Annotated in this window: 19 protein-coding genes; 8 read left to right on the top strand and 11 right to left on the bottom strand. The window is 65.9% G+C overall.

Going from position 1 to position 21,174, the window contains the following annotated elements; translation table 11 throughout:
* The first annotated feature begins 41 nt into the window (after positions 1 to 41).
* From G453_RS0120730 to G453_RS0120695, 8 genes are read left to right on the top strand one after another with little or no spacing between them, the layout of a single operon-like run.
* Positions 42 to 674 carry an HAD family hydrolase gene (locus G453_RS0120730; protein ID WP_027192577.1) on the top strand — a complete coding sequence of 211 codons (633 nt, stop codon included), beginning with the start codon at positions 42 to 44 and terminating at the stop codon, positions 672 to 674.
* Positions 638 to 1,660 carry a phosphotransferase gene (locus G453_RS0120725; RefSeq protein ID WP_027192576.1) on the top strand — a complete coding sequence of 341 codons (1,023 nt, stop codon included), beginning with the start codon at positions 638 to 640 and terminating at the stop codon, positions 1,658 to 1,660. Before G453_RS0120730 ends, G453_RS0120725 begins: the two co-directional genes overlap by 37 nt.
* The gene (locus tag G453_RS0120720; RefSeq protein WP_043646992.1) at positions 1,657 to 2,484 is read left to right on the top strand and encodes a transketolase; all 828 of its coding nucleotides are present in this window, start codon (positions 1,657 to 1,659) and stop codon (positions 2,482 to 2,484) included. Before G453_RS0120725 ends, G453_RS0120720 begins: the two co-directional genes overlap by 4 nt.
* Positions 2,477 to 3,418, top strand: coding sequence for a transketolase family protein (locus G453_RS0120715; protein ID WP_027192574.1), 942 nt, complete (start codon positions 2,477 to 2,479; stop codon positions 3,416 to 3,418). Before G453_RS0120720 ends, G453_RS0120715 begins: the two co-directional genes overlap by 8 nt.
* Positions 3,418 to 4,080 carry a class I SAM-dependent methyltransferase gene (locus G453_RS0120710; RefSeq protein ID WP_027192573.1) on the top strand — a complete coding sequence of 221 codons (663 nt, stop codon included), beginning with the start codon at positions 3,418 to 3,420 and terminating at the stop codon, positions 4,078 to 4,080. Before G453_RS0120715 ends, G453_RS0120710 begins: the two co-directional genes overlap by 1 nt.
* A gap of 7 nt (positions 4,081 to 4,087) precedes the next feature.
* The gene (locus G453_RS0120705; protein ID WP_027192572.1) at positions 4,088 to 5,158 is read left to right on the top strand and encodes a radical SAM protein; all 1,071 of its coding nucleotides are present in this window, start codon (positions 4,088 to 4,090) and stop codon (positions 5,156 to 5,158) included.
* Between the two features lie 8 nt (positions 5,159 to 5,166).
* Entirely contained in the window at positions 5,167 to 5,697 is a 531-nt protein-coding gene (locus G453_RS25640) for a WbuC family cupin fold metalloprotein (RefSeq protein WP_156921044.1), read from the top strand.
* Positions 5,694 to 7,001, top strand: a complete 1,308-nt coding sequence (locus tag G453_RS0120695) for a class I SAM-dependent methyltransferase (RefSeq protein WP_156921043.1) — start codon at positions 5,694 to 5,696, stop codon at positions 6,999 to 7,001. Before G453_RS25640 ends, G453_RS0120695 begins: the two co-directional genes overlap by 4 nt.
* A 100-nt stretch (positions 7,002 to 7,101) precedes the next feature.
* Here G453_RS0120695 and G453_RS0120690 read toward each other — a convergent pair whose 3' ends face one another.
* The 11 genes from G453_RS0120690 to G453_RS26835 all read right to left on the bottom strand — a co-directional run bounded on the left by G453_RS0120690 (position 7,102) and on the right by G453_RS26835 (position 20,716).
* The gene (locus G453_RS0120690; protein WP_027192570.1) at positions 7,102 to 8,283 is read right to left on the bottom strand and encodes a TIGR04372 family glycosyltransferase; all 1,182 of its coding nucleotides are present in this window, start codon (positions 8,281 to 8,283) and stop codon (positions 7,102 to 7,104) included.
* Positions 8,280 to 9,440: a class I SAM-dependent methyltransferase gene (locus G453_RS25635; protein ID WP_051272704.1), complete on the bottom strand. Its 1,161-nt coding sequence runs from the start codon at positions 9,438 to 9,440 to the stop codon at positions 8,280 to 8,282. Before G453_RS25635 ends, G453_RS0120690 begins: the two co-directional genes overlap by 4 nt.
* Positions 9,433 to 10,695, bottom strand: coding sequence for a class I SAM-dependent methyltransferase (locus G453_RS0120680; protein WP_027192569.1), 1,263 nt, complete (start codon positions 10,693 to 10,695; stop codon positions 9,433 to 9,435). The genes G453_RS25635 and G453_RS0120680 overlap by 8 nt, the downstream gene beginning before the upstream one ends.
* On the bottom strand, positions 10,692 to 11,471 hold the full coding sequence (locus G453_RS25630) for an SDR family NAD(P)-dependent oxidoreductase (protein WP_051272702.1): 780 nt from the start codon (positions 11,469 to 11,471) through the stop codon (positions 10,692 to 10,694). Before G453_RS25630 ends, G453_RS0120680 begins: the two co-directional genes overlap by 4 nt.
* Positions 11,468 to 13,696 (bottom strand): B12-binding domain-containing radical SAM protein, encoded by a 2,229-nt coding sequence (locus G453_RS0120670; RefSeq protein ID WP_027192568.1) that lies wholly within the window; start codon positions 13,694 to 13,696, stop codon positions 11,468 to 11,470. The genes G453_RS25630 and G453_RS0120670 overlap by 4 nt, the downstream gene beginning before the upstream one ends.
* 28 nt (positions 13,697 to 13,724) lie before the next feature.
* Positions 13,725 to 14,798, bottom strand: coding sequence for a radical SAM protein (locus G453_RS0120665; protein ID WP_027192567.1), 1,074 nt, complete (start codon positions 14,796 to 14,798; stop codon positions 13,725 to 13,727).
* Positions 14,795 to 15,685 (bottom strand): hypothetical protein, encoded by an 891-nt coding sequence (locus G453_RS0120660; RefSeq protein WP_235731825.1) that lies wholly within the window; start codon positions 15,683 to 15,685, stop codon positions 14,795 to 14,797. The genes G453_RS0120665 and G453_RS0120660 overlap by 4 nt, the downstream gene beginning before the upstream one ends.
* A 71-nt stretch (positions 15,686 to 15,756) precedes the next feature.
* On the bottom strand, positions 15,757 to 17,289 hold the full coding sequence (locus G453_RS0120655) for a PfkB family carbohydrate kinase (protein ID WP_027192565.1): 1,533 nt from the start codon (positions 17,287 to 17,289) through the stop codon (positions 15,757 to 15,759).
* The gene (locus tag G453_RS0120650) at positions 17,286 to 18,599 is read right to left on the bottom strand and encodes a hypothetical protein (RefSeq protein ID WP_027192564.1); all 1,314 of its coding nucleotides are present in this window, start codon (positions 18,597 to 18,599) and stop codon (positions 17,286 to 17,288) included. Before G453_RS0120650 ends, G453_RS0120655 begins: the two co-directional genes overlap by 4 nt.
* Positions 18,571 to 19,965 (bottom strand): hypothetical protein, encoded by a 1,395-nt coding sequence (locus tag G453_RS0120645; RefSeq protein ID WP_156921042.1) that lies wholly within the window; start codon positions 19,963 to 19,965, stop codon positions 18,571 to 18,573. The genes G453_RS0120650 and G453_RS0120645 overlap by 29 nt, the downstream gene beginning before the upstream one ends.
* Positions 19,958 to 20,716 (bottom strand): acylneuraminate cytidylyltransferase family protein, encoded by a 759-nt coding sequence (locus tag G453_RS26835; RefSeq protein ID WP_084502634.1) that lies wholly within the window; start codon positions 20,714 to 20,716, stop codon positions 19,958 to 19,960. Before G453_RS26835 ends, G453_RS0120645 begins: the two co-directional genes overlap by 8 nt.
* Positions 20,717 to 21,174 lie beyond the last annotated feature (458 nt).

Genomic DNA, 21,174 nt, shown 5'->3' with positions numbered 1-21,174 from the left:
TGCAGCATCAACTACCCTCAAAAAGGAACGGTTGACAAGGCATGCTCCCTCTGTTTCTGGCCTCGGACCTGGACAACACGCTCATCCTGTACGGCAGCCTTTTCCGGACCCTGGCGCTGGAAAAGGGGCTCGTCTCCCCGGATGTGGCGGCGGACAAGAACGCTGTCCGCCGCGTGGTGCGGGCGCTTCCCGATGGCGAGAGCCTCTGGCGCGAACTCCAGGCCGAGGTCTACGGCGAGCGTATCCAGGAGGCCGAGGTGGCTCCCCAGGCCAGGCAGTGCCTGGAGGCGCTCGCGGCGTCCGGGGCGCGGCTGGCGGTGGTGAGCCACAAGACCCGGCACGCCCACCACCCGTTCGGGCATGTGGACCTGCGGGAGGCGGCCATGACCTGCCTGGAGGCGAAGAACCTCCTGCATCCTGGCGGTCCGCTGGACCCAGGCAGCGTTTTTTTCGAGCAGACCCGGCAGGAGAAGCTCGCGCGCATTGCAGCCCTCAACCCCACCCACTTTCTTGACGACCTTCCTGAAGTGTTGGGTCACGAATGCTTTCCGGAAGGAGTGGCCCGGATTTTGTATGACCAAACCGGCACGGTCATCACCCCGGCAGGGGTTGGCCGGGCGGGCTCCTGGAGAGACGTATGGTGTCGGCTGACCGGGCAGAATCCAACCTTCTGATGGCGCTTACCCGCCTGGGGCTATCCGGCGCGTCTGTTGCAGCGGCGGGAAACGGCGGCAACAGCCGCGTCTTCCTGCTGTCCCTTGCCGGAGGGGAACGGCTGGCGGCCAAGGTGTATCCCGCGCCCACTGCGGAAGGCCGAAGCCGCCTGGATGTGGAGTTTTCCGCCCTGGGCTTCCTGGAGGCGCGCGGCGAGACGGCAGTGCCCAGGCCGGTGGCCAGGGACGACGAGGCCCAGGTCGGCATCTATGAGTACGTCCTCGGTGAGCCCGTGCACCAGCCGGGAGAGGCGCACCTGGACGAGATGCTCGCCTTCCTGGAGAGGCTCCGGGGCTATTCGCGTCTGGAGGGCGCGGCCTGCCTGCCTCCGGCGTCCGCTTCGGTCCTGCGGGAGACCGGGGAGGCCTGGGAGGACTGTCCCGACGCCTGCCCCGGCTGGGGGCCGCTCTCGCGCGGCACAGCCCTGAGGTTCCAGGCACTGCTGGAGGTCGAGGCCGAGCGGAGCGACCACGGAGACATGCTCCGGTTCGTGCGCGCCGAGCTGGTCCCCGCCCTGAAGGCGTTCGCGCAGGGCGAGCCGGTCGCCGGACCCTGGACGCTCAGCCCGTCGGACCTGGGATTTCATAACGCCCTGGTCAGGACGGACGGGTCAGTCTGTTTTCTCGACTTCGAATATTTCGGGCGCGACGACCCGGCCAAGATGCTGTGCGACGTGCTGCTGCACCCCGGAAACCGCATGCGCCCCGCCCAGCGGACGGATTTCGTGAAGCGGACCGTGCGCCTCTACGCGCAGGGCGATCCCGGCCTGGCGGGCAGGCTCGCCGCGCTATACCCGGTGGCTGCCCTTGCCTGGTGCGCCATCATGCTCAATCCGTTCCTGCCCGGCCATCACGCGGACCCCGGCATCGCCGCCGTCCGCCTGGACGCGGCCAGGAACATGCTCGCCCTGGCCCGCCAGGGGATATCTGAAGGAGACTTCGAGTGAGCGCCGAACCAATCCGCCTGGATGCCCGCTCCCTGGAACTGCGTCGCGTGCTGCTGGGCACGCTGGCCTGTGCGGGAAGGGGGCACGTGGGACCGTCTTTGTCGCTGATGGAGATCCTGCGCGTGCTCTACGACGGCGTGCTGCGTTACGACCCGGCCCTGCCCAGGTGGGCGGGACGCGACAGGATGATCCTGTCCAAGGGGCACGGCTGCCTGGCGCTGTTCGTGCTTCTTGCGGACAAAGGATTCTTCCCCAAGAGCGAGCTTGAGCGTTTCTGCCGCTTCGACGGGATTCTCGGAGGCCACCCCGATCCCAAGGTGCCAGGCGTGGAGGCCTACACCGGCAGCCTGGGGCACGGCCTGCCCCTTGGGCTGGGCATGGCGCTTCACGCCAGGCTGGCCGGTCTTTCCCAGCGGGTTTTCGTGGTGATGGGGGACGGCGAATGCCAGGAGGGCTCCGTGTGGGAGGCCGCGCTGCACGCCGCCAAGCATGGGCTCTCCAACCTCTGCGTGGTGGTGGACGCCAATTCCCAGCAGTCCTACGGCCCGGTGGAGGAGGTCTGCCCGCTGGAGCCGCTGGCCGCCAAGTGGGAAGCCTTCGGGTTCCGCGTCCGCGAGGTGGACGGACACGACGTCCCCGCCCTGGAGAGCGCCTTCGCCGCCCTGCCGTTCGACGCCGGACGCCCCAGTGCACTCATCTGCCGCACTGTGAAGGGCTGCGGCATCCCCCCGGCGGAGAACAACCCCGCCTGGCACCACAAGAGCAGGCTCGACGACCAGCAGTGCGCGTCCCTCGCCGAGGCCATGGAGAAATGTCATGCGTAAGGCCTGCCTGGAAATGGTTCATGAGCTGGCCAAGGCCGACGAGCGCGTCATGTTCATCGGCTCCGACCTGGGCGCGGGGTCCCTGGACGCCATGCGCGCCGAGATGCCCGGGCGGTTCCTGATGGAAGGCATAAGCGAGCAGGCCTTGCTGGGCATGGCCGCCGGGCTGGCCATGGAGGGGCGCGTCGTCTACCTCAACACCATAGGGGTCTTCCTGGCGCGGCGCGCCTTCGAGCAGATCTACCTGGACCTCTGCCTGCACAAGGCCAAGGTCCGCCTGATCGGCAGCGGGGGCGGGCTCGTCTATTCCCCCCTCGGCCCCACGCACATGGCCGTGGAGGACCTGTCCAGCCTGCGCTCCCTGCCGGGGCTCAGCATCCTGGCGCCGTGCGACGCGCAGCAGATGCGCGCCCTCATGCCCCAGACACTCGACCAGGACGGGCCAGTCTACATCCGCCTGGCCAAGGGGGGGGACAGGGTCGTCAGCACGCTGGCCGCTCCTGCGCAGTACGGCAAGGCCAGCATGCTGCGCGAGGGCGGCGAGGTCCTCTTCGTCACCACCGGGATCGCCGCGCGCATCGCCCTGGACGCGGCGGACATGCTGGCGGGCGGCGGCGTGAGCGCAACCGTGCTGCACTGCCACACGGTGAAACCCCTGGACCGGGAGGCCATCCTCGACGCGGCCAGCCGGGCGCGGGCCGTGGTCTCAATCGAGGAAGGCGTTCTCTCGGGCGGTCTGGGCGGGGCGGTGGCGGAGCTCCTGGCCGAAGCGCAGTTCATTCCCCCCGCGCTTCATCGCATGGGGCTTCCCGACGAGCCGTCCGGGCATTACGGCTCCCAGGACGAGCTGCTGGAGCATTTCGGGCTTACGCCCGCCCGCGCGGCGGAAGCGGCCCGGGCGCTACTGTCCGGCCCGCGCGCCAGGAGGTCCTGATGGGCGAACTGGTCTCCATCGTCACCCCGCTGCACACCCGCACCCGGCGCAACTATCTGGAGCGCATGTCTCCAGAAAAGCCCGAGTGCATGCGCGTGGCCAAGCGCTACGGGCAGGACTACTGGGACGGCGACCGCCGCTTCGGGTACGGCGGCCACTCCTACGATGGCCGCTGGGCTCCCGTGGCCAGGGCGCTGGTGGAGCGCTACGGGCTCCACGTCGGTTCCGGCGTGCTCGACGTGGGGTGCGGCAAGGGCTACCTGCTCTACGAATTGAGCCTCCTGCTGCCGGGGGCGCGCCTGGCCGGTCTGGACGTCTCGTCCTACGCCCTGGAAAACGCCAAGCCGGAGATCAGGGACTCGCTGCGCCTGCACGACGCCGCCCAGCCGCTGCCGTACCGGGACGGGGAGTTCGACCTGGCCCTGTCGGTCATGACGCTTTTCAACCTCCCCCCGCGCACGGCGCACGGCGCGCTCGGCGAATTGTCGCGGGTCGCGCGGGACGGGTATGTGGTGCTGGAGAGTTTCCGCGACGAGGCGGAGCTGACCAACCTCCAGTGCTGGGCATTGACCTGCGAGACGTTCATGGCCCCGGAGGACTGGGTATGGTTCTTCGGCCAGAGCGGATATCGCGGCGATTACGAATTCATCTACTTCGAGTAAGGTTGCCATGGCCATCAAATACACGAAACTCAAGGCCTTCCATTTTCCCGACGTAGTGGGGGCGTTGCCGCGCGAATCAGGTCAGGTCCACGCGCCCCTGCACATACGGTTCAAGCCGACCAACGTCTGCTCCCACAACTGCCGCTACTGCGCCTACCGCGCGGCGAACCTGCAACTGGGCCAGGACATGGACCCCAGGGCCACGGTCTCGCGCGGGAAGATGCTGGAACTGGTCGAAGACTTTACCAGCATGGGGGTCAAGGCCGTGACCTTTTCCGGAGGGGGCGACCCCTTCTGCTGGCCCCATCTGGCGGAGTGCGTGCGCGGGCTGGCCGCCGGGGGCGTGAAGACCGCCTCCCTGACCAACGGCGCGCTGCTGCGCGGCGAAGCCGCCGAGGCCCTCGCCGAACATGGGTCGTGGCTGCGGGTCTCCATGGACGGCTGGGACGCGGACAGCTACGCGGCCTACCGGGGGGTGGGCCGCAACGAGTTCGCTAAGGTGCTCGCGAACATGGAGGCCTTCAAGCGCCTCGGGGGCTCCTGTTTCCTGGGGGTGAGCCTGGTGATCGACAAGGACAACGCGCCCTATATTTACGACCTGACCGCTAGGCTGCGGGACGTGGGGGTGGATTCCGTGAAGTACGGCCCCTGCATCATCAGCAACGACGCGGCAGAGAACAACGCCTACCACGCCCCCATCCTCACCGAGGTGAAGCTCCAGGCCGAGCGCGCCAAAAACGAGCTGGCCGGGCCGGATTTCGAGATATTCGACAGCTACCACCTGCTGGACGAGAAGTTCACCAAACCCTACACGTGGTGTCCGTACCTGCAGTTGCTCACCGTGGTCGGGGCGGACCTGAACGTCTATTCCTGCCAGGACAAGGCCTACAACCTCGGCTGCGGACTTCTGGGCTCCATCAGGGAGAGGCGTTTCCGGGACTTCTGGATGGACGGGAAGGACAAGTTCTTCACGATAGACCCCTCACGCCATTGCTCGCACCACTGCGTGGCCAACGGCAAGAACAGCCTCGTGCTGGAGTTCCTGGAAGCCGACCGGGACCATCTGGCCTTCGTGTGAGGAGCGCCGTGAACCTCAGGATGGTGAACCCGCAGGTCTATTACGCCGAAAGCGGCCTTGGCGCGGCGGACGGGCGCATGGTGGACTTTCTGGTGGAGCAGGCCAGGGCCAACGGGTCGGGCCGGTGCCGGGTCTGTTTTCATCCCGGCCCGGAGAGCCTGCTGCACGGGATGCTCATCGCGCACCTGGCGGACGTGTACGTGCCGCCCCATTTCCATGTGGACAAGGACGAGTCGCTGCAGGTGGTCTCCGGGGCGGCCAGCCTTGTGGTGTTCGACGGGCAGGGCGGGGTCTCGGACGTTTTGCCTCTGGGCGAGCCGGGCACGGGGCGGGCGTTCTCCTGCCGGATTCCGGCTGGCGTCTGCCACAGCCTTATTTTTGAATCGGACGTGTTCGTGTTTCAGGAAGCCGTCACCGGTCCGTTCCGCGCCGGGAACATGGTCGTTCCGGCTTGGGCTCCAGGCGCGGACGACGAGGCCGGGGCGAAGGCGTTCGTCGGGCAACTCATCACAAGTATCAAGGAGCGGGGGGCCGCGTGAAAACATGCAGATTGTGCCGGGGGGAGCGTTTCGAGGAAGTCCTGGACCTGGGGCGGTTGCCCGTGGCGCACGCCCTTCTCTCCAGCCCGGAGGAGCCCGTGGCCCTGGTGCATCCCCTGGCGCTGCACGTCTGCCTGGATTGCGGCCTCTCCCAGATACTGGACCCTGTCCCGCCCGAAAAGCTCTACCTGGACTACAACTACTGCTTCAGTTCCTGGAAGCCTCAGCCACACGGCGCGGATGAGGCGGCCATGCTCTCGACCGGTGCCATGGCGGGGCCGGTTGTTGAGATTGCCTGCAACGATGGCCTGTTCCTGGACGAACTGAGGCGGCGCGGGTGCGCGGATCTGGTGGGGGTGGAGCCCAACCCCGTTGCAGCGAACGAAGCGGAGCGGCGCGGGCACCGGGTGTACCGGAGCATGCTCGATGCAAAGCTCTGCCGGACGCTGGTTGGCACGCATGGCCTTTTCAAAGCCGTGGCGGCGCGCCAGGTGCTGGAGCACGTGGAGGACCCCCACGCCTTTCTCGCCTGCGTGGCCTCCCTGCTGGAGCCGGGAGCCGAGCTGCTGCTGGACGTGCCGGACTCCGAACCGGCTTTTAGCATGGGGGACGCCAGCTGCATGTGGGAGGAGCACATCACGTACTTCACCCGGCGCACGCTGCGCGCCCTGCTGGAGGCCAACGGCTTCGGGTTGGTCGAGGAACGCAATTTCAATTTCAGCGGCACGGCCCTGACCGTGCTGGCCAGGAAAAACAGCACCACACCCGGCCACGAGTCCGGAGAAGCTCTGGGCCGTGCAGACGTGTTGTCGTCCGGCAGCGGCTCAGGCAGCGCTCACGCCTCGTACTCCGACCCGGAAAGCGTTGCCCTGGCCAGGCAGTTCGGCACAAGGGCCGCGCTCTACGCGGCGCGCCTCAAGGCGCTGCTGGCGCGCGCCAAGGAGAAGGGCGCCGCCGTGGCCCTCTACGGCGCGGGATGCCGGGGAGCCACCCTCCTGGGAGGCTTCGACCTCGCCGGACTGGTGGAAGCAGTCATCGACGACCAGCCGCAACGCCAGGGCAAGTTCATGCCGTACGGCGCAGTTCCCATCCTTCCCCTGGACTGGCTCAGGCAGCGCGGGGGCAGGTCCCTGGTCCTGCTTGCCGTGAACAACGAGAACGAGGCTACGGTGCAGGCGCGGCTGGCCGAGACGCTGCAAACGCCCTACGTGAGCCTGTCGGTTCTTTCCCCGGCGGATTTCCACGCCGCCCTGGACAGGGCGGAAGTTGCGGTCGAAGCATGGCAAAAGGACAGGCCGTCTTAATGTCGCGGACTCGCCATGAACGCGCAGGTGCTGTGCGGATAAGGCGTCGAGAATAAGCTTGTCCCTGAAGAACATGATCCTGTTTTTCAGGGACGCGACGCTAGCGGACAAGCTCAGTGTTGGCCCTCAGAAATGACGACGCGATGCGGGCGTTGAAGCAGGCGTTCAGTTCGCTGGCCTTGAAGAGACCCCAGAAAGCCCGTTGCATCTCCTTATCCTCCAGCGTGTCCTCCCAGCTCCCCTTCATGCGTTGATCCATCTCCAGGGCGGCGTCGCGCAGCTCTTCCGGGGTGTTGTTAACGACGCGGACGCCGTTTCCGACGTAGGCCTGGGACATGAGCTGCCTGCCCAGCCCTGAACCGAGAATCTCCCCGAAGGTGAGCAAGCGCTCTTTTTTCTCGCACCAGAGCTTCTTGGGGATGAACATGTCGTAGGGGTTCCAGGCCTGGATGTATTCCAGCGGGATGAAGTTCACGTAGAGCGTCGGGACCCGGTGGATCATGGGCAGAGCGACGATCCCCCCCGGCACGCCGATGAAGAAGCGGCATTTGGCGCTCAGGTAGATGTCCGCGAACTCGTCGCGATGCCCGGAGGTGGCGTAATCGACCACCTTCGGCGATTCATGCTCCAGGGGCTCCTTCACCTGCGAACCCATGCGGACCACGTGATAGCCTTCCTGCGCCAGCGCGGCTGCGCAGGGCTTGAAGTCGGCCACGTCCATGTCCCGGTAGTCGTGGTAGCTCCAGTCCCACGAGGGGAACGTGGAGGCAAGGTACGCGCTGTCCCTGCCGTAGAGCGCAATGAAGGGGCTGTCGTGCGGCACGCCGAGCTTCCGGAGGGTCTGGCGGCCCCGCGCCTCCTCTTCTTGCGTGAAGGAGGTGCGCGCGGTGGTGCGCGAGAGCAGGCACTCCACGTCGCGCGATTTGCGGAAGATGTCCACCGTGTGCCGCTCCCAGCCCGGCAGGGTCCGGTTGGCCTCGTCGAGCTTCCTGAACAGCGGATGGATGGTCATATTCCTGCGCAGCATGGCCAGCAGGGCCTGGTTGGAGACGAACTCCTCCGGATGGAAGAGGTCGATGCACCGCTTCGGGGCGAGCCCCAGCTCGCGCTGGCAGAGGTAGAGCTCACAGTCCGCCGCGAAGTGGCCGATGCGCCCCGTGGCGACCTTGCCGACGCGGACCAACGCCAGGGGCCGGACAAGCCGCATCAACAGGGCCAGGGCCACGAAGAGCGCATGCTCTGCGGCGCGTGCGGCCTGGCGCAGGATATTCCCCGGAGTCACTGCCCGCACCGGATGAAGGAGAGGTACTGCTGCCCGCGCCCGAACAGCGGCGCGAACCGTCCGTGGTCGATGTTCCTGCCGGTGTCGAGGAATGTCTCCAGCCAGCGGGCGAAGTCCTCGAAGGCCCCGGCGGTGGACTCGGAAAACTCCCAAACGTGCCCGCAGAGGGTGCGGGTCAGGGCGAGAATGCCGGTGGCGGCGCTCGGGTCGGCGCTGTTCTGGAAGCCCAGGTACGCCTCGAAGATCGCGTCGCAGGTTTCCATCATGGGCCTGTTGCTCTGCGGATCGCGTGGGGCCGTCAGGATGGAGTGGTCCAGGAAGTTGTGCATGGAGGCCATGCAGGCCAGGGCGGCGGCGTGGTTGAACTGCGGCGGGTCGGCGTGCAGCGACTTGTACCAGCGCCAGTCCGTGATGAAGCGCGGCGAGGATCCGTGGATGTCGAACTCCGGATGCAGGGCCTCGATGGCCTCCAGGATGGAGAAGTACTTGCCGATGAGCGGCTGGAGCAGGTTGTCGATGATCCAGTCCTCGTGCGGCCTACTCATGCCCTCCAGGGTCGCCAGGTGCGGCGAGAAGACCGGGAGCAGGGCAGACAGGCGCTGCTCCATGGGCAGCGTGGGCGGCGCGATGAGGTCCGCCATGACCCTGCGCAGAATCTCCGGGCAATAGGAGACGCTGTCCGCGCAAGTGGCCACCACCACGCCTCCGGGCCTGGCGAAGCGTGCCACGCGCCTGAGAAACGCCGAGGGATCGAGCTGGCCGGGGATCACCCCCTCGCACAGCACCAGATCGAAGCGCTCGGCGCTGTCGTATTCCTCGATGAGGCTCCGGGCGATCTCCACCACTCCCGATTCGATGCCTGCGGCCAGCAGCTGCTGAACCGAGGCCAGCCCTGCGGGGTTGGCGTCCACCAGCACGTAGCGTCTGGGGCCAAGCCTCAGGGTGTGCAGGGCGTTGTGCCCGCCGCCGGGTCCGAACTCGATGACGCTCAGGTTGCGGACCCAGGCCGGGGGGAGGCCAAGGTGCATGTACAGGGCGTTGCGCCTGCGCAGGTGCTTTTCCAGGTCCGAGATGTCCTGGGCCACGGGGGACACCGCGTGCTCTCCGTAAAAGTCCACGAAGGGTCTGCGGGGCCGGGCTGCTGCGTTATCAGGCATGCAGGCCCTCCAGGTCGGCTCCCGTGACGATGCGCAACTCGGGCAGGGGGATGATGAACGCGCCCCCCTCGCGCAGGTAGCGGGCGTTCTTCCTGGCGATGGGTTCCCAGTAGCGCCACGCCGCGACGAGCACGTGCTCCGGCCTGCGTTCCAGGAGCGCTTCCGGGGCCAGCACCGGGATGTGCGCGCCAGGGCTCACAAGGCCAATCTTGTCCTCGTTTTCGTCCACAAAGTAGTCGATGCGAGACAGCAGATCGAAATGATAGGCGAGCGTGGTGGTGGTGGCGGACGCGCCGTACGCCGCGAGGGGGCCGCCAAGCGTGTCGAGCTTGTCCGCCAGGGTCTTGCGGGCCGAGTCTATCCTGGCCGCGAAGTCAGTGAAGGCGGCCATGGTCTGGAGTCCGTCCCGTTTTTCGGCCTGGATGAATTCATCGACGCGTGCCGACACCGGCCTTTTGCCTCCTTTGGGCTGCACGAAACAGCGGATGGACCCGCCCTTGGTGGACACGGGCTGGACGTCCAGGAGCTCCATGCCGTTTTTCGCGAAGAACTCCTTCAGCGGCGCGATCGTGAAGTAGGAGAGGTGCTCGTGGTAGATGAAATCGAACACCATGTTGCGCATCATCGAGCCCATGTAGAAGCTCTCGAACACGAAGACGCCGTCCTGCTCCAGAATGGACAGCACGGCGGCGGTCATGGACTTGAGGTCGTCGATGTTGGCGTAGAGGTTGTTGCAGGTGACCACGCTGGCCCGCCCTTTGCGGCTGACGATCTCCCGTGCGATGTCCGGGCCGAAGAACTCGGGCCAGGTCTCCAGGCCCCGCTCCGTCGCGTCGCGCGCGATGGCTGTGGCCGGTTCGCAGCCAAGGACCCGCAGGCCGAGCTCCTTGAAGGCCGCCAACAGCGCGCCGTCGTTGCTGCCCAGGTCCACGGCCAGGCCCCCGGGCGCGAGGGACAGCTGTTGCGCCACGTCCCTGGCGTAGCGCCCGAAGTGGCTGGACAGGCCCAGCGAGCTGGCCGTGCGGTAGATGTAGTCCCGGTAGATGCCTTCGGAGGGCACCACGTGCTCGAGCTGGCTGAAGCCGCAGTCGCGGCAGAGCATGAGCCGCAGCGGGAGCAGCGGCTGGGGGATCTCCAGCATATCCGGAGACCTGTAGTCGTCGGCCAGGGGGGTGGAGGCCAGTTCCAGGCAGCCTTCCAGGTTGGAGCTGCCGCAGAGCCTGCAATCGCGGCGGATGAAGCTGACGTGGTTCACGTGCGTCCCTTCTGGTTTCCCAGGGAGTCCCCGGGATGTTCGAGTGCGGAGATTCTGCGGGCGAGGCCTTCCTGCCACAGGAGCGAGAGGCCGCCGTCCGCGACGATGTTCTGGCCGGTGATGTACGACGATTCGGGGCTCAGCAGGAAAAGGGCCGCGCGGGCGATCTCCTCGGCGTGGCCCATGCGGCCCAGGGGGACGATCTGCGCGTAGAGGTCCAGCAGCTCCCGGTTGGACAGGTAGAAGGCCTCGGATTCCCGCTTGAGCACTGCCCCCGGAGAGAGGCAGTTCACCCGAATTCCCCTGCGCCCCAGGGCCACGGCGTAGTACCTGGCCATCTGGACCAGGCCCGCCTTGGCCACATGGTAGCCCAGGGGCTGTTCCCCCGCGATCAGCGTCGCGGCGGGAGAGCCCACCAGCAGGACGGCCTTGTCTCCCTCCGGGGCGAATGCGCCGTCCAGGGCGTCCATGACCCGCCGGGTGCTGTCCAGGGTGATGTCGATTTCCGAGGTCCAGCTGTCGCCGTCGCCACGAAATCTCTGGAAAAACGCCAGATACGAGACAGGGCCGCGTTGCGCGGTGAAGTCTTTCAGGACGCGGTCCAGCTCTTCTACGCGGGACAGGTCGGCCTGGAGGTACTCTATGCCGGTCGGGAGCTCCTCCAGGGGGGGCCTCCTGCCGAGCACCGTGACCGTCCGCCCCGTGTCCGCCAGGAGCCTTGCGAAGGCCAGGCCGGAGCCGCGCGTGCCGCCCACCACCAGCGTGCGAGCGGTCATGCCGCGCCCGCCTGCACGGCAGCGGGCCTACCCGCCCCCTGCGCCGCGAGCGTCTCGCGGGCCAATCCCGCCAGGGCTTGGTTGCCGGGAAGCCGCACCAGGGCCAGCCGCAGCAGCCGGTCCGCCTCCTCTAGACGTCCCTGCGCCATGAACAGCCTGGCCAGGGCCAGATAGCCCGCGTCGTATTCCGGCCAGCGGGCCGTCATGTCCCGGTAGCCCTGCTCGGCGCGGGCCGCGTCGCCCAGCCGGACCGAGAGCAGGTCCATCTCTTCTGAAATAGGGAACTGTTTCCTGGCCACCGCGAGATACCTCCTTGCCTGGGCGAGCCGCGCTTCCCCGTAGGCTTTCTTGATGGTCGCCATGGCGTGGCGCGATTCGGGGAAGCAGATCAGCGGATGCACGCGCAGCCCCAGGGATGAAAGCCTCCTGATGACGGGAAGCGCCGGTTCGACGCCGTTTTCCAGCGGCAGGGCCACGTCCCGGACGTCCATGCCCGCCAGCGCCTCGGCAGCGGTGAAGCGGCCATGCCCGCGTTCAGCGAGATATGGCGGAACCTGGGTGTCCGGGGTCTCGCTGACCACGGCTGTTGCCGCACGCATGAGGCGGGTGGATATCTTAGCGGGGAAATTGAACTCCTGCTCCTGGTGGAGCACCGCGAACGGCTTGCCGTCCAGCCTATCCAGCAGTTGCTGGATGGCCAGCTCCTGGGGCAGGGGCAGAGTATGGAATTTCTGGCCGCACTCCCGGCAGGCCATGGTCAGGTGCCCGAAGGAGATGGAGAACCAGGGCTGGTTCAGCCTTGTCCATGCGGGGTGGCCGCCGCAGTGCGGACAGACGGCCTCCAGCGTGTGCAGGGGGCCTTTCACCGGATCGTTCCCGGTCTCTTCCACGTGGGTGATCTCCGCCGGAATGAGCACTTCGCGGTAGCTGTGCGCAGCCCATTTGTCGGCCAGTCCGAAGAATTCGTCATGGGCCATGCCGGTCATGTTCAGGCGCATGGAGTGGTACTGGGGGATGAGCCAGGCCTTGTCCGGGATGACGCCGGTCTGCAGGGCGTGCCGGTACAGCTCGCTCCCCGGATAGGGCGCGATGTAGGAGACGCGCAGCAGGTACTTGCGGTGGGAAAGCCACCAGTCCACGGACTCCTGGATGGTCTGGGGGGTTTCCCTGCGGTCTCCGAAAATAATGTTGCCGACGAGGCATATCTTTGAATCGTAGGTGGCTTCCAGGGCGTTTTCAATCTCTTCGATGGTGGTCTTCTTCTTCAGGCTCCGCAAAATCTCATTGGAGGCGCTCTCCACTCCGTAGGACAGAAACACGCAGCCGGAGGCCTTGCACATGGCCAGGATGTCCCGGTCCACGCTGTCCGCGCGCAGCGAGGTCCCCCACTTGACGCCCAGGCTGCGCACCCGGTCGCAGAACTCGACCAGACGCTCCTTGTTGGTGCGCGTGGAGAACAGCTCGTCCTGGATCATCAGGAAGTTCGCGCCGTACTGCTCCACCAGGAGGGTGGACTCGGCCATCAGGCTGTCGATGGAGCGTTGGCGGTATTTGTGTCCCAGGGGGTGGAAGCAGAACGTGCACTTGTAGGGGCAGGAGCGGCTGCCCACCAGGGGCACCATGCGCGGCTGCTCGGTGTAGTTGAAGATCAGGCCGTCGTTCTGGGCCTGGGACTTGAAATACGCGGGCAGGTCCAGGCTGGCGTAGTCCGGCATGGGGATAGCGTCGATGTCCTTGATGGCGGCGCGCGCTGCGCTGCGCACGGGTTTTCCCGAGTCGTCGCGGTAGATCACGCCGTCCACGCCGGAAAGCGGCGAGCCGCTGTCCAGCGCTGCCGCCAATTCGGCTACGGTGGCCTCCCCTTCGCCGATCACCCCAACGTCCAGGGGGAGGTGCTCCATCATCAGTTCCGGCTCCGCCGTGATGATGCCGCCCCCGCAGATGGTGGTCACGGACGGGGAAATCCTCCTGGCTGTCTCCAGGATTGGCTTGATCCTGGGAAAATGCGGGGAAAGCCCGCCGGTGAGCAGGGCCGCAGGCCGGTATTCCAGGAGAGCCTGTTCGACCAGCTCCGCCACGGGGGCCGGGTCCTGGTTCAGGTTCAACACGAAGGTCTCGTGCCCGGCGGTCTTGAGGCTCGCGAGGATGTAGCCCAGGCCGACCGGAAAGTCGTAGTTGGCTCCGAACACATTGTAGAACCGGGGTATGACTATGAGGCTGCGCATGGCGTGATCTCACCGTTGAAGGGACATGTCAGATGAAATTGACGTGGCCGCCGGGGTGGCTGAGCTCGTGCAGGTAGCGGTTGACCATTTCCATGCGGCAGTTCGTCCTGCACCCTGTGGCGTCCAGCTCCCGGGACACGAAGCTCAGGGAGCTGGCCCGGCGCTCCCCGAACCAGATCTCCTCCATGGTCTCGCTCAGGATGTTGCCGTGCAGGAACCGCTCGTCGCCAAGGTGCACGCTGCATCCCCAGACGCCGCCCCCTGAATCCAGGTAGGACCAGAACGGCGTGGCCAGGCAGCGCGGATAGCTTTTGTCCGCGTTGTTCCACCTGGCCATGGATTCCCTGCGGAATATCACCGAGAACTCCGGCGTGGCCAGGGCTTCCAGCTTCCCGGCCATGGCCTCGAGCTCTTCGTAGCGGACTGCCTCGTAGGATTTCGACAGGCCCTGGGGGTGCTGGGAGTAGGGCTTCACCACGAAGTAGTCCAGCCCGGCCTCCCGGCTGAAAAGAGCCAGGCTTTCCATCTCTGCCGCGTTCTCGGGCAGCAGAATGGTCTGGAGCCCGAGAGTGACGTCTAGGTTCCTCTGCCGCTTGATGTCTGCGGCCATGCGGAGGTTCTCCAGGACTTTGGTGAACTCGGCGGGCTTCACACCATGCACCCGCGCGTATGTTTCCCTGGTCCCCGCGTTGACGCTGGCCTTGACCCAGGTGCAGGCGGGGAGCGTGTCTTCCAGGATTTTCCGCGTGAAGCGGGAGGCGTTGGTGGTGAAGGCCACGTCCAGGCCGTCTTCCCTGGCGGAGCGGGCGATGGCGGGCATGTCCGGATGGAGGAAGGGTTCGCCTTCTCCGGCGTACATCACGCTGCGAAGGCCCAGGGCCGCCATTTCGCCCTGCCGCTTGAGGAGCAGCTCCGTCGGCAGCAGCCTTTTTTTGTACCCCATGAAGTCCAGCCCGCAGAAGGCGCAGCGGTGGTTGCAGGAGCCGCTGGGGCTTATCTCCATGTAGATGGGCGCGGTGGGCCTGCCCTCCAGCCAGTCCGCGACTCTCCTTGGGTGGAAGAGCAGCTTGTGGGAGTCGATGCGGTAGGGGTCCGCGCTCATGGGCGGCCCGTCGCGGCGGCCCAGATTTGCGGCACGCTCACCCGATGAGGAGCCTGGGCGTAGTGGCTGGTTCCCCCGGAGGCCACGCTGCGCGAGAGCAGGGTCTTCCAGGGCCTGAAGTAGTAGCGGTGATCGGACTTCGGCGGCTCGACGGAGGAGTCCGGCGGCAGGTCCGCCAGATCGGTGACCAGGGTGGTGAAGCGGTCTATGGCGCGCCCTTCGGTCGCGGCCACGTTGCGGGCCATGGCCAGGGCCTTCAGGAACACCTCCGGCCCCATGACCGCGCTGCCGAGGTTCAGGCAGACGCCTCCTTCCACGCGCTCCACCTGGGCGGCGAAGCGCAGGAAGTCCAGGTAGCTGGCCTTGCCCCAGGCTGCGCCGTCGCAGTTGGGGTGCTCGTGGACGATGTCCTGGCCGATGCAGCTGTGGCACGTGGCGAGCACGCCAAAGCGGTGCGCGGCGGCGAGCACCGACAGGTCCTGATGGGGGAGCCCGGCCTCTTCGATGAAGCGGCCCATGGCCGAACCGATGCCATCGTTGTCCGCTGCGGCGCGGCTGACGATGTCGTTTATGGTCCCGGTCTCGTTCCACAGGCCGAAGCGCCCGTCGCGCAGGTATTCCCGGACGCTCTCTGTGGTGGCCCCGCCAAGCGCAAGCTCGAAGTCATGGATGACCCCGGCTCCGTTGACGGCAAGGCAGGTGATGAGCCCCTGCTCCATGAGGTCGATCAGGAAGCGCTGGGTCCCAGCCCGGATGACGTGCGCGCCCATCATGAGGATCACGGAAGCGCCGTCGCGCCGCGCCTGCCTCATGGCCCGGCCGACCGTTGCGAACGGTTCGGCCGCGACGCCCGGAAATTCCAGGTCCATGGTTTCCGCGAGGGACATGTCGTGGGTCCTTTCGGACAGCGGCCTGAGCCTGAGGCGGGATCTGTCGAATGCGGGGAATTGTGTCGTGTTCATTTGAGCAACGCTATGATGTAGTTTCTGGCCTCTTTCTTGGCGATGGCCTTTTTGTTCCCGATGACGCTGACGGCCAGGGTGCCCATGATGCTCCCCAGGAATCCGAGAAGCTCAAGCTCGACCTGCAACGCGTGCGACATAGCGGCCAGGGCCAGGAAGGCGTCTCCGGCCCCCACCCGGTCGGTGACCCTGGTGGCGAAGGATGGGACGGTGACGAAACTGCCGGAGCGCCTGTCGTACAGGGCGCAGCCCAGGCGTCCTCTGGTGACGGCGAAGGCCGAGAGGCCGAGGTCCTGGGCCAGCTTTTCCATGATCGGGCGTATCGCGCCCCGCTCCGAGCGGGTCTCCAGGCGCAGTTCGTGCTCGGCGATGCAGGCCAGGCTTGCTCCGGGGTAGCGGCTTATGGTGTTGAAGCCCCTGTTGCCCGCGTTGGCCTGGGTATTGACGGCCACCGGGACGCGCAGGGCGGCTATGGCGTCCTTGCAGGCCGGGCCGATGGCTCCGTGCCCGAAGTCGGAAACGAGCACCAGGTCGTGGGAGGCGGCCAGCCGGGTGATCTCCTGCGCCATGGCCTGGTCCTTTTCCGACGCGAGGGGCGTGGGGTCCATGAAGCAGACCTCGAAGAGCTTATTGGTGGAGTAGCCGTCGATGAAGCGGCGCTTGAGGGTGGTGCACGCCCCGTCCTTGACGTGGAAGATCGGCTCGATGTTGGGGGAGAGTTGCGCGCGTAGGAAATCCTCATGCGTGTCCGTGCTTCCAAGCACCGACAGCAGCGTGACCTTCGAGGCGAAACCCGCCACGTGGTTGGCCACTGCGGCAGCGCCCCCGGCGAAAAGATCGTGGGAATCGTATTTCAGGACCAGTATCGGGTCCTTCGAGGATTTCCCCATGGCTTCGCAGTAGTGGTAGTCGTCGATGATGGTGTCCCCGACCACCAGGACCTTCAGGTCGGCCATGCGGTCCAGGGTCTGGAGGATGTCCTCCTGGGAGTAGCGCTGCTTGAAAAGCTGGAGGTACTGCCTGATCTCCTCGGGAAGGTTCGAGAAGAACCTGTTGATGAGGTTCGAGGAGCTGAAAACGATGTCCTCGGCAAAGGCGAGGGTGGTCCCCACCTCTTCGCAGACGGCGGCTTCCTGGGCGATCTTGCCTGCGGGGTCGCTGGCCAGGTCTTTGAACTCCGCGCCCTTGACGTAGACGTCGGGGCGCAGCAGCCGCAAAGTATCCTCGGCGGTGGGCCATTTGTTCACGGCGACGAAATCCACGCAGTCCAGGGAGGCCAGGGCTTCCAGGCGCAGCGATTCCGGGAAGGCGGGGCGCTGGGGGCCTTTGTCCACGTAGCGGTCCGGCGTGAGCGTCACCAGCAGGACGTCGCCCAGGGTCCTGGCCCGCTTGAAATAGCGGATGTGCCCGATATGCAGCAGGTCGAACACGCCGTGGCAGAGAATTACCCGCTTTCCTTGGGATTTGAGCTCGCGCGTCTTGGCCGCGAGGTCGTCCAGGTCGAGCATCTTGTGATTGTCGGTAGTCATGAGTGGCCTTCGGCTGATTCGCCCGCCCAGGCGATGGTTGCGTTAAGGATGAACAGGCATTTGTTGTACCAGTCGAGGACGTACAGCCTGGAGCCGTCCTCGCTCACGGCGAGGCCGACAATTTCCGTGAGGCGTCCGATGAAGCCTCCCGGACGTATCCGCCCTCGCAGGCGGCCCGATCCTGAGAACGCCAGCAGGGTGGTGGCGTCGTGAATGAAGTGCATCCCTCCTCCTTGCGCGTAGCCCTTGACGTGCATGGGCAGCAACAGCGGGTCGAACCGGAACAGGGGGGCCTCAGGCGCGTCCAGCCGGGAGACGGTGAAATGCATGGCGTCCGCGAGATTGATCCCCTGGGCGCCCGCCGAAGCGAAGGGGGTGCCCTGTCCCGGCAGGGGAGCGAGCGAGGCCGTGCCGGTCCGTTCATCCCAGACTGCGGCGCAGGCCGGAAGGATCCCGGGGTCCAGGGCGTGGCAGGGGCAGTACGTCAGCCCTTGGTGATGCGCCGCTCCGGTGAACATCGCCTGCGCAGGCAGGTCCAGGATGTCTCTCAGGCTTGTCTGGGCCAGGAGCCCTTTTTCGGGGCTGACCTTGACCAGCCGCGAGTCGGAATTGATGAAGAACGCGGTCTCGTCCTGCGGGGAAGGGCAGCCGACCGGGCGCAACAGGTCCATCTCATGGCGGCCCAGGTGTTCCCCGGAGTGGTCCAGAACGTCCACTCCCCCGTCCAGTCCGGCCACCAGGATCGTGCCTGCGGCCAGGGCGATGCCCCAGGGGTTCCTGAAGCCGGGGTGGCGGACCACGCGCTCCAGGTCGAAGCGGATGAAATCCGCATCGACCGCACTGGCGAGGGCCTTCAGGGCGTTTTCGAGAGGGCCGTAGAGCGCGGAGTCCGTGCGGACCGCTTCCACAAGGCCCTCAAGGGCTCCGGGCGCGTCGCCCGACAGGAGCTTTTCCTTTGAGACTGCCTTGGCGTGCAGCCCCACGAGCCTGTCCAGCCTGGCCTGGAGAGCCCCGGACAGGAAAACCTCGCGCCGGGAATAGTACGACAGATGCTGCGCATGGAATATTTCCTGGCAATACAGTGCATTGTCCGGGTTGCTGGCTGCGTCCGAGCAGAACCGGTCAAGGGGTACGGCGCTGTGAAACTCCCTGAAGATCAAGTCGGAGAGGGAGCCCAGCAACCGCCCGGCGTCCTGGATGACCTTGGCGGCGGCAGCGGTATCCTGCCTCGAAAGGCTCTCCTCGCCCTGGAGCAGGCAGGAGAGGAACCTGTTCTGCGCATCAGAGATGGGATCGAGCCACTTCGACATCGAAGGAGTCCTCCACTGCGATCGATTCACGTTCCGGGATGGGGAAAGCCTCGGCAGCTTCCTGCGAGAGCGCATTAATGGCCAGCCTGGCCTGCCCCGGCCTGAAGACCGTGAAGGCGCTGTTGCGGGTGTATACCGGCGCGAACTGTTGCCTGCCGGTAATGAGTTCGCCCGAGGCGTTGATCATGGCGCGCCTTGCGGGATCGTACGCGTAGGGGGAATTACGCAGGGGCAAGGGCTCCAGGTGGTCGGGTTCGTCCTTGTCGTGTTCCAACAGGGCGAACAGGAAGCCGTCCCAGCGTTCCAGGGCGTCCTGGGGGAGCGCGCAAGCCGGGAAGGACCGGAACCCCATGAGCGGATAGGGCAGCTTCTCCTTCTCAGCGATGTCGATTTCCAGAGCGTCCCCGGAGAGGATGACACCCTTGCGATAAGGCCAGAGGCGCAGCACGGCGCGCGACGAGGGCTTGCGGTCGGGCAGGCAGAAGAGTGGGCCATTGTCGCTCTGGATGCAGAACGCGGCGGGGCCGGACGTGGGGCCGAAGGGGCTTAGGCCCAGGAGGTTGCGGGGCAGGTGCCTGTCCAGCCAGTAGGTGCTTTGCAGCCTCCTGGCGAGGTTCTGGTCCTCCCTGAAATAATAAGCGGTTATGACGCTTTCCTGGTAGTAGGGCAGGCGGAGCTTGCGCGTGTTTACCATGTGGTAGCCCTGCCCCGGGGAATAGGCCAGGTGGCACAGCGCGGCCAGAGGCGAATCCGCGTCCGCAGCGGCGGGGGCTCTGTCCCAGAAGAAGGGGAACGGCCTGGTGGCGCGGTAGGGGGCCTCGTTACCGACCTGGGCCTGGGAGGCGTTGAATTGCTTGAGCCAGGCGAAACCGGAGCTTTCCCGGTCCTCCAGGAAGGTGATCTGGCCCGTGTGAAGGATCTTCAGGCCGAGCATCACCTGCGCCGGATTGTCCTGCGTAGGCCCCGCGCTGACGAGCACGGTCGTGCCGGATTGCCGGAAGCGGGCCAGGGCGCGCTCAAGAAGCTCAGGCCCGAGAAAACAGTATCGCGGGTCCACTATCATGGCGGCCTGAGCGGACGCGTCCCGCTTTTCCAGCCATGCGGCCAAAGACTCGCGGTAGGGCGGCGAATCCTGCTCCCATCCGTCCAGGTCGATGCGCTCTATCCCAAGCTCGGCGCAGAGCGCGGCGGCCTGGGGCAGGTTGGTGGCCAGCATGGCCCTGCCTCCCCGGATGTTCGCAATGAGCCTGACGGCGCGCTCGAACAGGGGAATGTGCCCGATCTCCTCCAGGAAGAGGCCTGCTTCGGCTGCGTCGCGGGAGAAGATGGCCATGAGGATGGGCATGGGGAGAGCGTCATCACTCATCGGAGGCTCGTGGGAATAAGCCCCGCGCGATCAGGCGCTCGGCCAGGGCGAGGTCGGCGGGCGTGTCGATGTCCACGAGCGAGAGCTTGTCCTCAAGAAAGTGGATGAATCGTCTGCGGTCGCCCTGGTTGTCGAGCCTGTGGCCGGAAAAATACCCGTAGGGTCTGAAGGGAGCCAGGAGGGCTGCGTCGTCGGACTGCGGGCGCATGCGCGAGAGGCTTCCAGCCTGATGGACGAAGTATTCCGTCCGAGGGGGGATAGGCTTGGCAGTCAGGACGTCCAGGAACCCTTCGGAAAGCTTCGAGACCAGATACGCGATGGTTCCCGGCCTCCTGAAAGGGCTGGTGGGGTAAAGCGTCGCGTAGGCCTGGGGTCTGTAGTTCTCGCGCTCGAGCAGGACCCCCAGCAGGTGGTCGACCACTTCGCTGGACACGGCGTGGTCCGAGGAGAGCCGCCGTGGACGCATGAAGGGGACTTCCGCGCCGTGTTCGCGGGCGACTTCGGCGATGCGCTCGCTGTCCGTGGATACGATGATCCTGGAAAAGGCCAGGGAGCGCCGGGCCGCCTCAATGGTATAGCTGATAAGGGGCTTGCCGTGGAGGTCCGCAATGTTTTTGTTGGGGATGCCCTTGGAGCCGCCTCTGGCGGGAATCACGCACAACACGTCGAGCGGGGCGGCCTGGGTGAACGGGTGGTCGGGTTCCTCCGGCGAGGGGTGCACCATTCGTTCGCAGAGTGATTTGCCGCTCATGATCTTTCGCCTTCCGTTCCGGGATTATGCGGGAGCGCACTGGTTTCAGATGAATAAATCCAGTGAGTTCTGCCGCCTTTATGAATATTCCCTGATTTTAGCAATACTTGTGTCGAAATACTTCGGATGCGTTTTCATTCGCCTACTGAGTGTTTCGGACGAAATCACAAAAAGTTAAGGGAGAGCTTCCAGATATGGCGTCACGCCCGTCGCCTTGTCGTCGCCCATCTGTCGGTTGTTTGACGACACGCGAGGCCTGCATCAGGGGCTGGGCGGTGTCCACGGTCGTCATCGGTGATCCCTGGGAGCTCGCGCCATGTTTATGCAATGCAGACATGCAACGCTCGTGCCGTTGGCCCGGCAGCAATCGATCCTGCCCCCCCGGAGCGGTGAATCAGCGCTTTTCGCTTGGGAAACATGAGGGCGTCGTGCTACGGAAGGCAAAATCCGCCCCCAAG

Origin of the sequence: Fundidesulfovibrio putealis DSM 16056 (genome assembly GCF_000429325.1) — a bacterium.
In the GTDB taxonomy this organism is placed as follows: domain Bacteria; phylum Desulfobacterota; class Desulfovibrionia; order Desulfovibrionales; family Desulfovibrionaceae; genus Fundidesulfovibrio; species Fundidesulfovibrio putealis.
This window is presented reverse-complemented; position numbering and strand designations above follow the sequence as displayed.

Excerpts from the sequence above, each read along its gene's own strand:
- G453_RS0120730 (WP_027192577.1), top strand. The coding sequence starts at position 42 with ATGCTCCCTCTGTTTCTGGCCTCGGACCTGGACAACACGCTCATCCTG.
- G453_RS0120670 (WP_027192568.1), bottom strand. The coding sequence starts at position 13,696 with ATGCGCAGCCTCATAGTCATACCCCGGTTCTACAATGTGTTCGGAGCC.
- G453_RS0120725 (WP_027192576.1), top strand. The coding sequence starts at position 638 with ATGGTGTCGGCTGACCGGGCAGAATCCAACCTTCTGATGGCGCTTACC.
- G453_RS25635 (WP_051272704.1), bottom strand. The coding sequence starts at position 9,440 with ATGCCTGATAACGCAGCAGCCCGGCCCCGCAGACCCTTCGTGGACTTT.
- G453_RS0120645 (WP_156921042.1), bottom strand. The coding sequence starts at position 19,965 with ATGAGTGATGACGCTCTCCCCATGCCCATCCTCATGGCCATCTTCTCC.
- G453_RS0120665 (WP_027192567.1), bottom strand. The coding sequence starts at position 14,798 with ATGAGCGCGGACCCCTACCGCATCGACTCCCACAAGCTGCTCTTCCAC.
- G453_RS0120655 (WP_027192565.1), bottom strand. The coding sequence starts at position 17,289 with ATGACTACCGACAATCACAAGATGCTCGACCTGGACGACCTCGCGGCC.
- G453_RS0120705 (WP_027192572.1), top strand. The coding sequence starts at position 4,088 with ATGGCCATCAAATACACGAAACTCAAGGCCTTCCATTTTCCCGACGTA.
- G453_RS26835 (WP_084502634.1), bottom strand. The coding sequence starts at position 20,716 with ATGAGCGGCAAATCACTCTGCGAACGAATGGTGCACCCCTCGCCGGAG.
- G453_RS0120715 (WP_027192574.1), top strand. The coding sequence starts at position 2,477 with ATGCGTAAGGCCTGCCTGGAAATGGTTCATGAGCTGGCCAAGGCCGAC.
- G453_RS0120710 (WP_027192573.1), top strand. The coding sequence starts at position 3,418 with ATGGGCGAACTGGTCTCCATCGTCACCCCGCTGCACACCCGCACCCGG.
- G453_RS25630 (WP_051272702.1), bottom strand. The coding sequence starts at position 11,471 with ATGACCGCTCGCACGCTGGTGGTGGGCGGCACGCGCGGCTCCGGCCTG.
- G453_RS0120660 (WP_235731825.1), bottom strand. The coding sequence starts at position 15,685 with ATGTCCCTCGCGGAAACCATGGACCTGGAATTTCCGGGCGTCGCGGCC.
- G453_RS0120650 (WP_027192564.1), bottom strand. The coding sequence starts at position 18,599 with ATGTCGAAGTGGCTCGATCCCATCTCTGATGCGCAGAACAGGTTCCTC.